The sequence below is a fragment of the Pantoea sp. SGAir0175 genome, assembly GCF_043547855.1.
The window spans coordinates 745054-757655 of sequence record NZ_CP028081.1 but is presented as its reverse complement, the minus strand read 5'-3'; the positions used below and the strand labels follow the sequence as shown (position 1 = coordinate 757655).

Genomic DNA, 12602 nt, shown 5'->3' with positions numbered 1-12602 from the left:
CACCTGTAGCAGCGTCTCCCTCTCCCTGTGGGAGAGGGCCGGGGTGAGGGCCTTGCACCGCACTCACCCGTTTTTCTCCCTCTCCCTCCGGGAGAGGGCCGGGGTGAGGGCCAGACAACGCCCTAACCCTGATGAGGGCCACACCGCACCCAACGTAACCATAACAGGATGATCACCATGACACTCCGCCGTATTCTCAGCTGCCTGCTGTTACTGCTGCCGTGGCTGGCGCAGGCCGGTGATGGCGCTGACTTCGCCGCTGCCAGCCGTACGCAGCAGGCGACATTGCTGCAGCAGTGGGCTGCGGCGCCGCAGGCCAGCCGCTTGCCGCTGCTGCAGGCGCTGCGCAATGAAAGCGTGGTTATCGACCAGAACAAGCAGCCGTTCAGCAAACAGGCTGACCAGCTTCTGCCGCTCGACAGCGCCCGGCAGCCGGACGGCGAAACCAAAAAACTCTTCATGAACAACCGGCTGCGCGTGCTGATTGCCAGCGCCCTCGCCGCCCACCAGCTGGTGAGTGACGATGCGGCGATTCGCCTGCGCGCGGCGCAACAGTTACAAAACGATGCCGCGCCTGACCAGCTGCCGCTGATTGAACAGCGCCTCGCCGTCGAACAGGACAGCAAAGTACGTGCGGTGCTGGCGATGGCCGCCGCGAATCTGCAGCTCGCCAGCCCGGACGCCGCGCTGCGCCTGAAAGCGGTCACGCTGCTCGGTGAATCGGGCGATCCGGCGATGCAGGCCAGCCTGGCGCGCTTAACCCAGGCCAGCAACGAACCCGATGCGCAGGTGCGCGCCGCTGCGTCCGCCAGCCTGCAGCACATCAAGCAGCGCCTGATGTGGGGCGACTGGCTCGGCCAGGCGTTTACCGGTCTGTCGCTCGGCTCCATTCTGCTGCTGGCCGCGCTCGGCCTGGCGATCACCTACGGCCTGCTGGGGGTGATCAACATGGCGCACGGCGAGATGCTGATGCTCGGCGCCTACGCCACCTGGCTGGTGCAGAATCTGTTCCAGCAGTTTGCGCCGCAGTGGCTGGCGTGGTACCCGCTGCTGGCGCTGCCGGTGGCCTTCGCCGTCACCGCCGTAATGGGCATGCTGCTGGAACGCACCATCATCCGCCACTTATACGGTCGTCCGCTGGAGACGCTGCTCGCCACCTGGGGCATCAGCCTGATGCTGATTCAGCTGGTGCGCATGCTGTTTGGCGCGCAGAACCTCGAAGTGGCCAACCCGGGCTGGCTGTCCGGCGGCTGGCAGCTGCTGCCGAATCTGGTGCTGCCGTATAACCGCATCGCGGTAATCCTGTTTGTCATCGCGGTGCTGGCGCTCACCTGGCTGCTGCTGAATAAAACCCGGCTGGGGCTGAATGTGCGGGCGGTCACGCAGAACCGCGCCATGGCGGACTGCTGCGGCGTGCCGACCGGGCGCATCGATATGCTGGCGTTTGGCCTCGGTTCCGGCATTGCCGGACTCGGCGGCGTCGCGCTGTCGCAGCTGGGCAACGTCGGACCGGAACTGGGTCAGGGCTACATCATCGACTCATTCCTCGTGGTGGTGCTCGGCGGCGTCGGTCAGCTGGCCGGCACCGTGGTGGCGGCTTTTGGTCTCGGCATCCTTAACAAAGTGCTGGAGCCGCAGATTGGCGCGGTGCTCGGCAAAATCCTGATCCTCGTGCTGATTGTGCTGTTTATCCAGAAACGTCCCCAGGGTCTGTTTGCCGTTAAAGGGAGGGTGATTGACTGATGAGCCAGCCACTGACCTTACGCGCGGTGCGCAAAGCGCCGCGCCTCAGCCTGATTCTCGGCGTCATCGTGACCGCGCTGCTGCTGGTGCTGCCGTTCTGCGCCCTGCTGCCCGCCAGCCATCCGCTGGCGATCTCCACCTATACGCTGACGCTGGTGGGCAAAATCCTCTGCTATGCGATTGTCGCGGTGGCGCTGGATCTGGTGTGGGGCTACGCCGGGCTACTGTCGCTCGGCCACGGGCTGTTTTTTGCCCTCGGCGGCTATGCTATGGGCATGTACCTGATGCGCCAGGCTGCAGGCAGCGGTTTGCCGGCGTTTATGTCGTTTCTGTCGTGGAATGAGCTGCCGTGGTTCTGGGCCGGCAGCCAGCACTTTCTCTGGGCGCTGTGCCTGATTGTGCTGGTGCCAGGCCTGCTGGCACTGCTGTTTGGCTTCTTCGCCTTTCGCTCCAGAATCAAAGGCGTCTACTTTTCCATCATGACGCAGGCGCTGACTTACGCTGGCATGCTGCTGTTTTTCCGCAACGAAACCGGCTTTGGCGGCAACAACGGCTTTACCGGTTTTACTACCCTGCTCGGTTTCAGCGTCACCGCCACCGGCACGCGTATCGCACTGTTTATCGCGACCGTGCTATTGCTGCTGTTCAGCCTGGCGCTGGGCTTTGCCCTGGCGCGCAGTAAGTTTGGTCGCGTGCTGACGGCGGTGCGCGATGCGGAAAACCGTCTGATGTTTATTGGTTACGATCCGAAGGGCTTCAAGCTATTCGTCTGGACGCTCTCCGCCGTGCTGTGCGGGCTGGCCGGTGCGCTGTACGTGCCGCAGGTCGGCATCATCAACCCGAGTGAAATGTCGCCGACCAACTCGATTGAAGCGGCGATTTGGGTGGCGCTCGGCGGACGCGGCACGCTGATTGGCCCGCTGCTGGGTGCGGCCATCGTCAACGGTGCCAAAAGCTGGTTCACCGTCGCCTTCCCGGAATACTGGCTGTTTTTCCTGGGCCTGATGTTCATCCTGGTCACGCTGTTCCTGCCGCGTGGCGTAATTGGCCTGCTGCGCCGGAGGCGTCATGACTGAGCAACTGTTTACCCAACCGCACCCGGCGGATCGCCATCGTCAGCAAACCGATCCGGTGCTGCTGCTGGAGAACATCAACGTCTCGTTTGACGGCTTCCGCGCGCTGACCGATCTGTCATTGCAAATCGGCGTCGGAGAGCTGCGCTGCGTGATCGGCCCGAACGGCGCGGGGAAAACCACGCTGATGGACGTGATCACCGGCAAAACCCGGCCGGACAGCGGCCAGGTGATCTACGACCAGGATACCGATCTGCGCCAGCTGTCGCCGGTCGAAATCGCCCGCGCCGGCATTGGCCGCAAGTTTCAGAAACCCACGGTGTTTGAAGCGCTGACGGTGTTTGAAAACCTCGAAATCGCGCTGAAAAACGATAAATCGGTGTGGGCCAGCCTGCGCGCCCGGCTTAGCGGCGAGCAGCGCGATCGCATCGACGAGGTGCTGAAACTGCTGCGGCTCGGCGGCGAACGCCAGCGGCAGGCGGGTCTGCTGTCGCACGGGCAGAAGCAGTTTCTCGAAATCGGCATGCTGCTGGTGCAGGAGCCGCACCTGCTGCTGCTGGACGAACCGGCAGCCGGCATGACCGATGCCGAAACCGACTACACCGCCGAGCTGTTCCGCAGCCTGGCGGGCAAGCACTCGCTGATGGTGGTGGAACATGACATGGGCTTTGTGGAAACCATTGCCGACCACGTGACGGTGCTGCATCAGGGCCAGGTGCTGGCTGAGGGATCGCTGCGCGAGGTACAGGCGGACGATCGGGTTATCGACGTATATCTGGGGCGCTGAGATGTTACAGGTAGCAGAACTGCATCAATATTACGGCGGCAGCCATATCCTGCGCGGTCTGTCGTTTGAGGCTCGCCCGGGCGAGATCACCTGCCTGCTGGGGCGCAACGGCGTGGGCAAAACCACGCTGCTGAAGTGCCTGATGGGGCTGATTCCGGTCAAATCCGGCGAGGTTCGCTGGCAGAACCAGTTGATTAACACGCGCAAGCCACACCAGCGCGTGCAGGCCGGTATTGCTTATGTGCCGCAGGGGCGCGAAATTTTTCCGCGTCTGACGGTGGAAGAGAACCTGCTGATGGGGCTGGCGCGCTTCTCCGGTGCCCAGGCCAGCCGGGTACCGGAGGAGATCTACCAGCTGTTTCCGGTACTGCGCGAGATGAAAACGCGGCGCGGCGGCGATCTGTCAGGCGGCCAGCAGCAGCAGCTGGCGATCGGCCGGGCGCTGGCCTGCCAGCCGCAGCTGTTGATCCTCGATGAGCCGACCGAAGGGATCCAGCCGTCGGTGATCAAAGAGATCGGTGCGGTGATCCGCCAGCTGGCACAGCGCGGTGACATGGCGATCCTGCTGGTCGAGCAGTTTTACGATTTCGCCGCCGAACTGGCCGACAGCTATCTGGTGATGTCGCGCGGCGAAATTGTGCAGCGCGGCGCGGGTGCGAATATGGAGAGCGAGGGCGTGCGCGGGCTGGTGGCGATTTAGCCGTGCGGCGGGCGGGCAGGCAGAAGACAGGTTGTTAATCTGCAAGAAAAAACTTATGTTTACCCTCCACCCGGCCATTCCGGCCGCAGCGAAGGTTGAGCGAACTGTTACTGATGGAAACCCGCCGCGACGAACGAATCAATAAGCTGGCGCAGGCGCTGAAACACAGCGACACCCTGCACTTAAAACAGGCCGCGCAACTGCTGGGCGTGTCAGAAATGACCATCCGCCGCGATTTAACCGGCGCGACGCAGGGCGTGGTGCTGCTGGGTGGCTATGTGATGCGCGACCCGCGGCAGAACGTGGCGCACTATTTTGTCAGCGACCAGCAAAACCTCAACGTCAGCAAGAAACGTCTGCTGGCACAGCGGGCTGCCGCGCTGGTACAGGCCAACGACACGGTGTTTTTCGACTGCGGCACCACGTTGCCGCTGGTGATAGAAGCGATCGATAACGATCTGCCCTTCACCGCCATCTGCAGCGCGATCAATACCTTTCTGGCGTTAAAAGAGAAGCCGCACTGTCGGGTGATTCTGTGCGGCGGCGAATTCCACGCCGATAACGCCGTGTTTACCCCGCTCGAGCAGGTCACGGTGCTGGATGCGCTCTGCCCCAATAAAGCCTTTATCTCTGCCGCCGGCATGGACGCCGCGCAGGGCGCCACCTGTTATAACCTCAACGAACTGCCCATCAAGCATCTGGCGCTGCAGCGGGCGCAGACCAAAATCGTGGTCGGCGACAGCAGCAAGTACGGCAAGGTACTGCCGGCGCGCATTGGCGACTTCTCGCTGTTTGATATGCTGGTCAGCGACAGCCCGCCTCCGCCCGCGCTGCTCGCCGTGCTGCAGGCGGCCAGGCTCACCCTGCACTGCGGCTAGCATTATTCCGCCGCTGCGGAAGATTGCGCGCAATGCGGCTGTGATTGCCGGGTGAAAACGGCTAAACTTCAGCATCTGACGTTCCACCCATTACAGACCAAGAGGCTCATCACAACGTGGCTCAATTCGTCTATAGCATGCATCGCGTCGGCAAAGTGGTTCCGCCGAAGCGTCACATTCTGAAGAATATCTCCCTTAGCTTTTTCCCTGGCGCCAAAATTGGCGTACTCGGCCTGAACGGCGCGGGTAAATCGACCCTGCTGCGCATCATGGCCGGCATCGATAAAGATATCGAAGGGGAAGCGCGCCCGCAGCCGGGCATCAAAGTCGGCTATCTGCCGCAGGAACCTCAGCTGAACCCGGAACACACCGTGCGTGAGTCGGTGGAAGAAGCGGTCGCGGAAGTGGTTGGCGCGCTGAAGCGTCTCGACGAAGTGTACGCGCTGTACGCCGATCCGGACGCCGATTTCGACAAGCTGGCCGCTGAGCAGGGCCGTCTGGAAGAAGTGATCCAGGCACACGACGGGCACAATCTGGAAACCCAGCTGAACCGCGCCGCCGATGCCATGCGTCTGCCGGAGTGGGATGCCAAAATCGCCAACCTGTCCGGTGGTGAACGCCGCCGCGTCGCGCTGTGCCGTCTGCTGCTGGAAAAGCCAGACATGCTGCTGCTCGACGAACCGACCAACCACCTGGATGCCGAATCCGTCGCGTGGCTGGAGCGCTTCCTGCACGACTTCGAAGGTACCGTGGTAGCCATCACCCACGACCGTTACTTCCTCGATAACGTTGCCGGCTGGATTCTGGAGCTGGACCGTGGTGAAGGCATTCCATGGGAAGGCAACTACTCCTCATGGCTGGAGCAGAAAGATCAGCGTCTGGCGCAGGAAGCTTCTCAGGAAGCGGCGCGTCGCAAATCGATCGAGAAAGAGCTGGAGTGGGTGCGTCAGGGCGCGAAAGGCCGTCAGTCTAAGGGCAAAGCCCGTCTGGCGCGCTTTGAAGAGCTCAACAACACCGATTATCAGAAACGTAACGAGACCAACGAACTGTTCATTCCACCTGGTGCGCGCCTCGGCGACAAAGTGCTGGAAGTGAAGAACCTGAGCAAAGCGTATGGCGATCGCGTGCTGATTGACGATCTGTCGTTCTCGCTGCCGAAAGGCGCTATCGTCGGCATCATCGGTCCTAACGGCGCCGGTAAATCGACGCTGTTCCGCATGATGTCAGGCCAGGAGCAGCCGGATTCCGGCAGCATCGAGCTGGGCGAAACCGTGAAGCTGGCGTCGGTCGATCAGTTCCGCGATGCGATGGATAATTCCAAAACCGTGTGGGAAGAAGTTTCCGGCGGTCAGGACATTATGCGCATCGGCAACACCGAAATGCCGAGCCGCGCTTATGTCGGTCGCTTTAACTTCAAGGGCACCGATCAGGGCAAACGCGTCGGCGAACTGTCCGGCGGTGAGCGTGGTCGTCTGCACCTGGCGAAACTGCTGCAGGTGGGCGGCAACCTGCTGCTGCTCGACGAACCAACCAACGACCTGGATATCGAAACCCTGCGCGCACTGGAAAACGCCCTGCTGGAGTTCCCGGGCTGCGCAATGGTGATCTCGCACGACCGCTGGTTCCTCGACCGTATCGCTACCCACATCATCGACTATCAGGATGAAGGTAAGGTGGAGTTCTTCGAAGGTAACTTTACCGAGTACGAAGAGTACAAGAAACGCACCCTCGGCGCCGAAGCGCTGGAGCCGAAGCGTATCAAGTACAAGCGCATGGCGAAGTAATCGCTGTGATAACAAAAAGGCGCCGCGGCGCCTTTTTTGTTGTGCTGCACTAGCTGCCCAGCATCTGCTTCACCAGCTCGACGCAGCGCAGGAAGCGTGTGTCGTAGTCATCCTCTTTGACGTGCACATATTCAATGTGATTTTCACGCAGCATGGTGACCAGCATCGACTGGAACTCGCGGCGATCCATCGAACTGCCGAGGCTGCGCAGGCCGTCGGCCACCCACGGCACATTATTTTCCAGCAGAATCACCAGGTCAAAGCGGTACTCATCGATCAGCGCCTGCACGAACGGGTGCTCGCGCCCTTCATACTTAAGGCAGAACGCCTGGGTAGTGATGAAGTCGGTATCGATAAACGCCACTTTGTTGGCGTATTTGACGGCGAAATCGATGTACTGCGCCTGGCCGAGCGCGATTTTGTCGTAGTCGGAGTATTGCAGCGCCATCTCGTCGCCGCCGAGGTGCGAAAAGACATAATCGCGGCCATACTCCCACGCGCTGGTGGTGTTAAAGATGTTGGCCAGCTTGTTGACCAGCGTCGATTTGCCGCTCGATTCACCGCCGAGCACCGCCACGGTGCGCACGAAGAACGGCTTCACTTCAGTCGGGATGTACTCCCAGTAGCGGAACGGATCCTGACGAATCTGGCTGCCGCTGATGTTCATAAACGATCGATGCGGATCGATCACCACCGCCGGAATGCCCAGATGCTGCTGATACATCGGCGCATCCGGTTCTTCGCTGGTATAAACGCAGTCGGGCTCAATGCCCTGCTCCGCGAGGAAGGTTTTCACGCCAGCGCTCCACACATCCCAGCCGTGCGGATAGGGCTCGATGCCCTCTTCGTTGAACGAATGGATACGGATGTTTTTCTGGTACTTGAAGGTCTGCAGCAGCCAGCGCAGACGATCGCTGATGGTGGGCTGCTGCGACATGGCGCTGTTCTCAAACAGCTCGCGATCGCGCGGATCGTCATGGCCCATGATGATGTGCAGCTCATCGACCTGGCTACAGGCGCGCTGGATCAGGTAGATGTGGCCAGTGTGCAGCGGATAGAACTTCCCGAACACCACGCCCACGGTTTTGTCGCGACGCGGGAATTCCAGTCCGAGAAAACGGTGCAGCGCTTCCAGCTTCTGCGCGCTCGGGCTTTTGATTTTGGCATTCAGCAACTGGCTCAGATAGCCTTTGGTCATCCCGCTGGCATCAGCCACCTGCTGCAATGTGTGTCCCTGCTGGCGAATCGCGGTTTTCAGATAGTCAAACGATGACATGTGGTGCCTCCTGCATGGAATTAGAGGGATGGTGCGCGCGGGCCCTCACCCCGGCCCTCTCCCGCCAGCGGGAGAGGGGGAAAATCCTGAACAGAGCGATAAATGGCAGATCAACGCCGTACTTCCCGCCTCTCCGATCGGTTCCCTCTCCCGCAAGCGGGAGAGGGTTAGGGTGAGGGAAAAGGTGGAGCCACAAGCCAAACCTCCCCCAACAACCCGCCTTACAGCTCGTCCAGAATCGCCAGCGCATCCGCCAGCTTCTTCGCGCTATACACCTTCATACCGTCAATGGCCTTCTTCGGCGCATTCCCTGCCGGCACAATGGCGCGCTTAAAGCCGTGCTTGGCCGCCTCGGAAATGCGCTCCTGGCCGCTCGGTACCGGACGAATCTCCCCGGCCAGCCCGACTTCGCCAAAAATCACCAGATCCTGCGGCAGCGGGCGATCGCGCAGGCTCGACACCATCGCCAGCAGCAGCGCCAGGTCTGCACTGGTCTCGGTGACTTTGACGCCGCCGACCACGTTCACAAATACATCCTGATCGGCCATCTGCAGACCGCCGTGACGGTGCAGCACCGCCAGCAGAATCGCCAGACGGTTCTGCTCCAGTCCAACCGCCACGCGGCGCGGGTTGCCCATCATCGAATGGTCCACCAGCGCCTGAATCTCAACCAGCAGCGGGCGCGTGCCCTCCCAGACCACCATCACCGAACTGCCGGAGGTGATCTCATCGCCGCGTGACAAAAAGATAGCAGACGGGTTACTGACTTCGCGCATGCCCTGCTCGGTCATGGCAAAGACGCCCAGCTCATTCACCGCACCAAAGCGGTTTTTGTGGCTGCGCAGCGTGCGGAAGCGCGAATCGGCATCGCCGTCCAGCAGCACCGAACAGTCAATGCAGTGCTCCAGCACCTTCGGCCCGGCCAGCGAGCCATCTTTGGTGACGTGACCGACCATGATGATCGCCACGCCGCGCGTCTTGGCGAAGCGCGTCAGGTAAGCGGCGGTTTCCCGCACCTGCGCCACGCTGCCCGGCGATGACTGGATCTCCGCCATGTGCATCACCTGGATCGAGTCGATCACCATCAGCTTCGGCTGCTCCTGCTCGGCGATCAGGCAGATCTGCTCGATGCTGGTTTCCGACAGCATATTGAGGTTTTCCGTCGGTAATCCCAGACGATGGGCGCGCATCGCTACCTGCTGCAGCGACTCTTCGCCGGTGACGTACAGGGTTTTCATCCCTTCCGCCAGCTTACACATCACCTGCAACAGCAGCGTTGATTTACCGGCACCAGGGTTACCGCCAATCAGTATCGCGCTGCCCGGCACCACGCCGCCGCCCAGCACGCGGTCAAACTCTTTAAAACTGGTCGAGAAACGCGGCAGCGCTTCCAGACTGATCTCCGACAGCTTCTGCACCCGGCTGGTGCCGGCGCTACCGGCATAGCCGCTCAGGCGCTCATTGCGCGCGGCCGCAGGCGAGGCGGCAATGCGCACCTCGGTAATGGTATTCCAGGCGTGACAGGCGCTGCATTGCCCCTGCCAGCGCGGATAGTCAGCGCCGCATTCGTTACAGACGAAGGCGCGTTTTGCCGCTTTGGCCAAATCAAGTCCTCAGTTAACGCTCTTCGTGAATCAGGCTGCCGGTGAGAATGCAGAACACTCCCATCAGGTCAGCGTGGCGGATAATCACTTCCGTCTGCTCATTCACTTTGGGTTTAGCATGATAGGCGATACCCAGCGCCGCAGTTTTAATCATCGGCAGATCGTTAGCACCATCGCCAATTGCCACGGTTTGTTCCGGTGCGATGTCAAAGCGCTGGGCCAGACTGTTCAGGGTATCGGCTTTAAATTGCGCGTCGACGATTTGCCCCAGCACTTCGCCGGTCAGCTTACCGTCACGCATTTCCAGTTCGTTGGCCACCGCAGCGGCCAGATGCAGCGTCTGCCGCAGGTGATCGGCATAGAAGGTGAACCCGCCCGAGGCTATCGCTACCTGCCAGCCCAGCGCCTGCAACTTGTGCACCAGCGTGGTCAGGCCCGGCATCAGCGGCAGCGTGTCGCGTACCTGCTTCAGGATGTTGGCGTCAGCGCCGGCCAGCTTTGCCACGCGCTCACGCAGGCTGGCTTTAAAATCCAGCTCGCCGCGCATCGCGCGTTCCGTCACTTCCGCCACCTGCTCGCCACAGCCCGCCAGTTTGGCGATCTCATCGATGCACTCGATCTGGATGGCGGTGGAATCCATGTCCATTACCAGCAGGCCTGGCGTTTTCAGATGGGGGATTTTGCCGAGCGGCGCTACATCAAAGCCAGCCTCATGCGCCAGCTTGCTGGCACGCGGTGTCAGCGAGCCCGCCAGCCGGATTACCTGATATTCATCGACATTCCACGCGCTGACGATCACCATCGCCGCGCCCAGCTGATGCTGATAATCGGTCAGTTTTTGTTTATCGAGCCCGCGCCCATACAGTAACCAGCCAGTCCGACCGGCACGGTAATCCAGCGGCATCACTTCATCACCGCTCAGGGAAAGGGGTAAACCCGGCCAAAGAGAGACATCGGCGGGCAGATCGCACCAGGTAAGACGATTTGGCATTACAGCTCCTGTAGGGACAACAAAACCACGCAAGAGGCTACCTTGTCTGCGCGGGTTCTGGCAACATAATTGCCAGCCTTTCTGCTGTTACGTCACACGGGTTTCTGATGGTCAAAACCGCACTGAAATTTCGCCTGCATCGCACGGTGATCGTTCTTATCTCGCTGGCGCTGTTAGTGGTGCTGATGCAGGGCGCGTCATGGTTTAGTCTTGGCCATCAGATGGCCCGTTCCGAACAGGTCGAGGAACTGGCGCACACGCTGACGCGCCAGGTGGCGTTCAGCCTGAAACCGCTCATGGATAACAGCGACGATAACCGCACGCAGATTGAAGCCATCCTGAATCAGATGACGGATAACAGCCGTGTGCTGGACGCTTCGGTCTATGCCGACGACGGCAGCCTGGTGGCCCACAGTGGCGAGAGTATTAATGTGCGCGACCGCCTGGCGCTCGACGGTAAACGTGCCGGTAGCTATTTCAATCATCAGATTGTCCAGCCGCTGGAAGGGAAAGAGGGTCCGCAGGGTTTTCTGCGTATTACGCTGGATACCCATGTGCTGGTGACGGAATCGCGTCAGGTAGATAACACCACCAATATTCTGCGCCTGATGATGCTGCTGGCGCTGGCGATCGGCATTATCCTGACCCGTACCCTGCTGCGCGACCGCCGCACCCGCTGGCAGCAATCACCGTTCCTGCTGACGGCCAGCAGAACGGTGAAAGAGGATAAAGAGGAAGAGACGGCGGCGGAGAGTGTGGAGACGGAGAGGAAAGAGGGTTGAGTTCATTTGGGCAGTGCGGTCTGATCGCTTGCTGAAACGAGGTTTAACACCGGTCGGGCGATGACAGTCGGGATAGAGGCGGCTGCCTGATCCTGACGGCGGGAAGTTAAAACAAAAAAACCGGAGGATCGTTAAGAGCTCTTTCGGCTTATTCTAATTTTTTCTTATTTTTTCATACCGATAGGCAACATCGACTAATACCTTTATCACTCCATCCTCATCTGGCCAATAAAAAATGAAAAGTGGATAACCTGGCATATAAACCTTTGGCTCCTTTATCTTAATCATTTCTTCGCTCAATAGTGTCATTAGAAAAGGTCTATCTATAAAATACTGCATTCATCGTATTACCGTCATCATCTCTAATCAGCTTATTCATTTCAAATTATTAAAATAAATAATATTTTTTGCAGAAGCCGAAATCATCCGTTACATGATGAATGCTATGGTGATGAAATAATTTTTAGCCACCTTACTTCAGGAGCGAATGGATTAATCCCCCTTGATGTTATTCCATTCGCAATACTCAACCCATTTTTTATCTTCAAACCCTTTTCGATAATTACAGACAATCGTCCCTGTACGATTATGAGGATCATAAGCAGCATCAACGTGCCCCCATGCCCCTGACACTGGAAGCTCAGCCGTAAATTCATCACTAAACCATTTTCTTAACCCTCGGGTAACATTACCTTCAGGTTTTTTTTGTTCACCCATCAAAAGCTTTTCAGGTGAGAATCGCCAACTACTAAGTTGAGAATTAATGTCATTAGGCTGCAAAAAATCAACTATAATATAAATATCACCAAACTTCCTGTCACCTTTAAGTATGGTTCTATACGATACAGTCTTATTTTCTTTTTTTTCAGGCCACCCCTCCCACTTTACATGAAAGTTATCAAATAAATTTTTTTTTGTTACCTCTGGACCCAACATCAATGAGTTTTTAAATGTAATAATTCCCTTCTCTAAGTCGAACATAAT

General features: G+C 59.1%; 11 protein-coding genes. 7 read left to right on the top strand and 4 right to left on the bottom strand.

Features of this window, described 5'->3' with window-relative positions; genetic code table 11:
• Positions 1-177: 177 nt before the first annotated feature.
• The 6 genes from urtB to ettA all read left to right on the top strand — a co-directional run bounded on the left by urtB (position 178) and on the right by ettA (position 6965).
• Complete coding sequence (gene urtB / locus C1N56_RS03455; RefSeq protein ID WP_394517128.1) at positions 178-1743, top strand: urea ABC transporter permease subunit UrtB; 1566 nt, start codon at positions 178-180, stop codon at positions 1741-1743.
• The gene (urtC, locus tag C1N56_RS03450) at positions 1743-2819 is read left to right on the top strand and encodes an urea ABC transporter permease subunit UrtC (protein WP_058757138.1); all 1077 of its coding nucleotides are present in this window, start codon (positions 1743-1745) and stop codon (positions 2817-2819) included. The genes urtB and urtC overlap by 1 nt, the downstream gene beginning before the upstream one ends.
• Positions 2812-3603, top strand: coding sequence for an urea ABC transporter ATP-binding protein UrtD (gene urtD, locus C1N56_RS03445; RefSeq protein ID WP_058771510.1), 792 nt, complete (start codon positions 2812-2814; stop codon positions 3601-3603). The genes urtC and urtD overlap by 8 nt, the downstream gene beginning before the upstream one ends.
• Before the next feature lies 1 nt (position 3604).
• Entirely contained in the window at positions 3605-4303 is a 699-nt protein-coding gene (urtE, locus tag C1N56_RS03440; protein ID WP_058776207.1) for an urea ABC transporter ATP-binding subunit UrtE, read from the top strand.
• 113 nt (positions 4304-4416) lie between these two features.
• A complete protein-coding gene (deoR, locus tag C1N56_RS03435; protein ID WP_058757230.1) occupies positions 4417-5181 on the top strand; it encodes a DNA-binding transcriptional repressor DeoR in 765 nt (254 codons plus the stop codon).
• Positions 5182-5297: 116 nt separating this feature from the next.
• Positions 5298-6965: an energy-dependent translational throttle protein EttA gene (ettA, locus tag C1N56_RS03430; protein ID WP_071813584.1), complete on the top strand. Its 1668-nt coding sequence runs from the start codon at positions 5298-5300 to the stop codon at positions 6963-6965.
• A 49-nt stretch (positions 6966-7014) separates the two neighbouring features.
• Here the strand turns inward: ettA and nadR are convergent, their stop codons facing one another.
• The 3 genes from nadR to serB all read right to left on the bottom strand — a co-directional run bounded on the left by nadR (position 7015) and on the right by serB (position 10836).
• The gene (gene nadR / locus C1N56_RS03425; protein ID WP_394517127.1) at positions 7015-8241 is read right to left on the bottom strand and encodes a multifunctional transcriptional regulator/nicotinamide-nucleotide adenylyltransferase/ribosylnicotinamide kinase NadR; all 1227 of its coding nucleotides are present in this window, start codon (positions 8239-8241) and stop codon (positions 7015-7017) included.
• A gap of 221 nt (positions 8242-8462) precedes the next feature.
• Complete coding sequence (radA, locus tag C1N56_RS03420) at positions 8463-9845, bottom strand: DNA repair protein RadA (protein WP_021506810.1); 1383 nt, start codon at positions 9843-9845, stop codon at positions 8463-8465.
• A 13-nt stretch (positions 9846-9858) separates the two neighbouring features.
• The gene (serB, locus tag C1N56_RS03415) at positions 9859-10836 is read right to left on the bottom strand and encodes a phosphoserine phosphatase (RefSeq protein WP_021506809.1); all 978 of its coding nucleotides are present in this window, start codon (positions 10834-10836) and stop codon (positions 9859-9861) included.
• A gap of 107 nt (positions 10837-10943) precedes the next feature.
• On the opposite strand from serB, the gene C1N56_RS03410 reads away from it, so the two are divergent.
• Positions 10944-11618, top strand: coding sequence for a YtjB family periplasmic protein (locus C1N56_RS03410; RefSeq protein WP_021506808.1), 675 nt, complete (start codon positions 10944-10946; stop codon positions 11616-11618).
• Positions 11619-12110: 492 nt separating this feature from the next.
• Here the strand turns inward: C1N56_RS03410 and C1N56_RS03405 are convergent, their stop codons facing one another.
• Positions 12111-12599 (bottom strand): hypothetical protein, encoded by a 489-nt coding sequence (locus tag C1N56_RS03405; RefSeq protein WP_394517126.1) that lies wholly within the window; start codon positions 12597-12599, stop codon positions 12111-12113.
• Positions 12600-12602 lie beyond the last annotated feature (3 nt).

Coding starts and splice junctions, on each gene's coding strand:
- urtB (WP_394517128.1), top strand. CDS start 178: ATGACACTCCGCCGTATTCTCAGCTGCCTGCTGTTACTGCTGCCGTGG.
- C1N56_RS03410 (WP_021506808.1), top strand. CDS start 10,944: ATGGTCAAAACCGCACTGAAATTTCGCCTGCATCGCACGGTGATCGTT.
- urtD (WP_058771510.1), top strand. CDS start 2,812: ATGACTGAGCAACTGTTTACCCAACCGCACCCGGCGGATCGCCATCGT.
- deoR (WP_058757230.1), top strand. CDS start 4,417: ATGGAAACCCGCCGCGACGAACGAATCAATAAGCTGGCGCAGGCGCTG.
- nadR (WP_394517127.1), bottom strand. CDS start 8,241: ATGTCATCGTTTGACTATCTGAAAACCGCGATTCGCCAGCAGGGACAC.
- serB (WP_021506809.1), bottom strand. CDS start 10,836: ATGCCAAATCGTCTTACCTGGTGCGATCTGCCCGCCGATGTCTCTCTT.
- urtC (WP_058757138.1), top strand. CDS start 1,743: ATGAGCCAGCCACTGACCTTACGCGCGGTGCGCAAAGCGCCGCGCCTC.
- urtE (WP_058776207.1), top strand. CDS start 3,605: ATGTTACAGGTAGCAGAACTGCATCAATATTACGGCGGCAGCCATATC.
- C1N56_RS03405 (WP_394517126.1), bottom strand. CDS start 12,599: ATGTTCGACTTAGAGAAGGGAATTATTACATTTAAAAACTCATTGATG.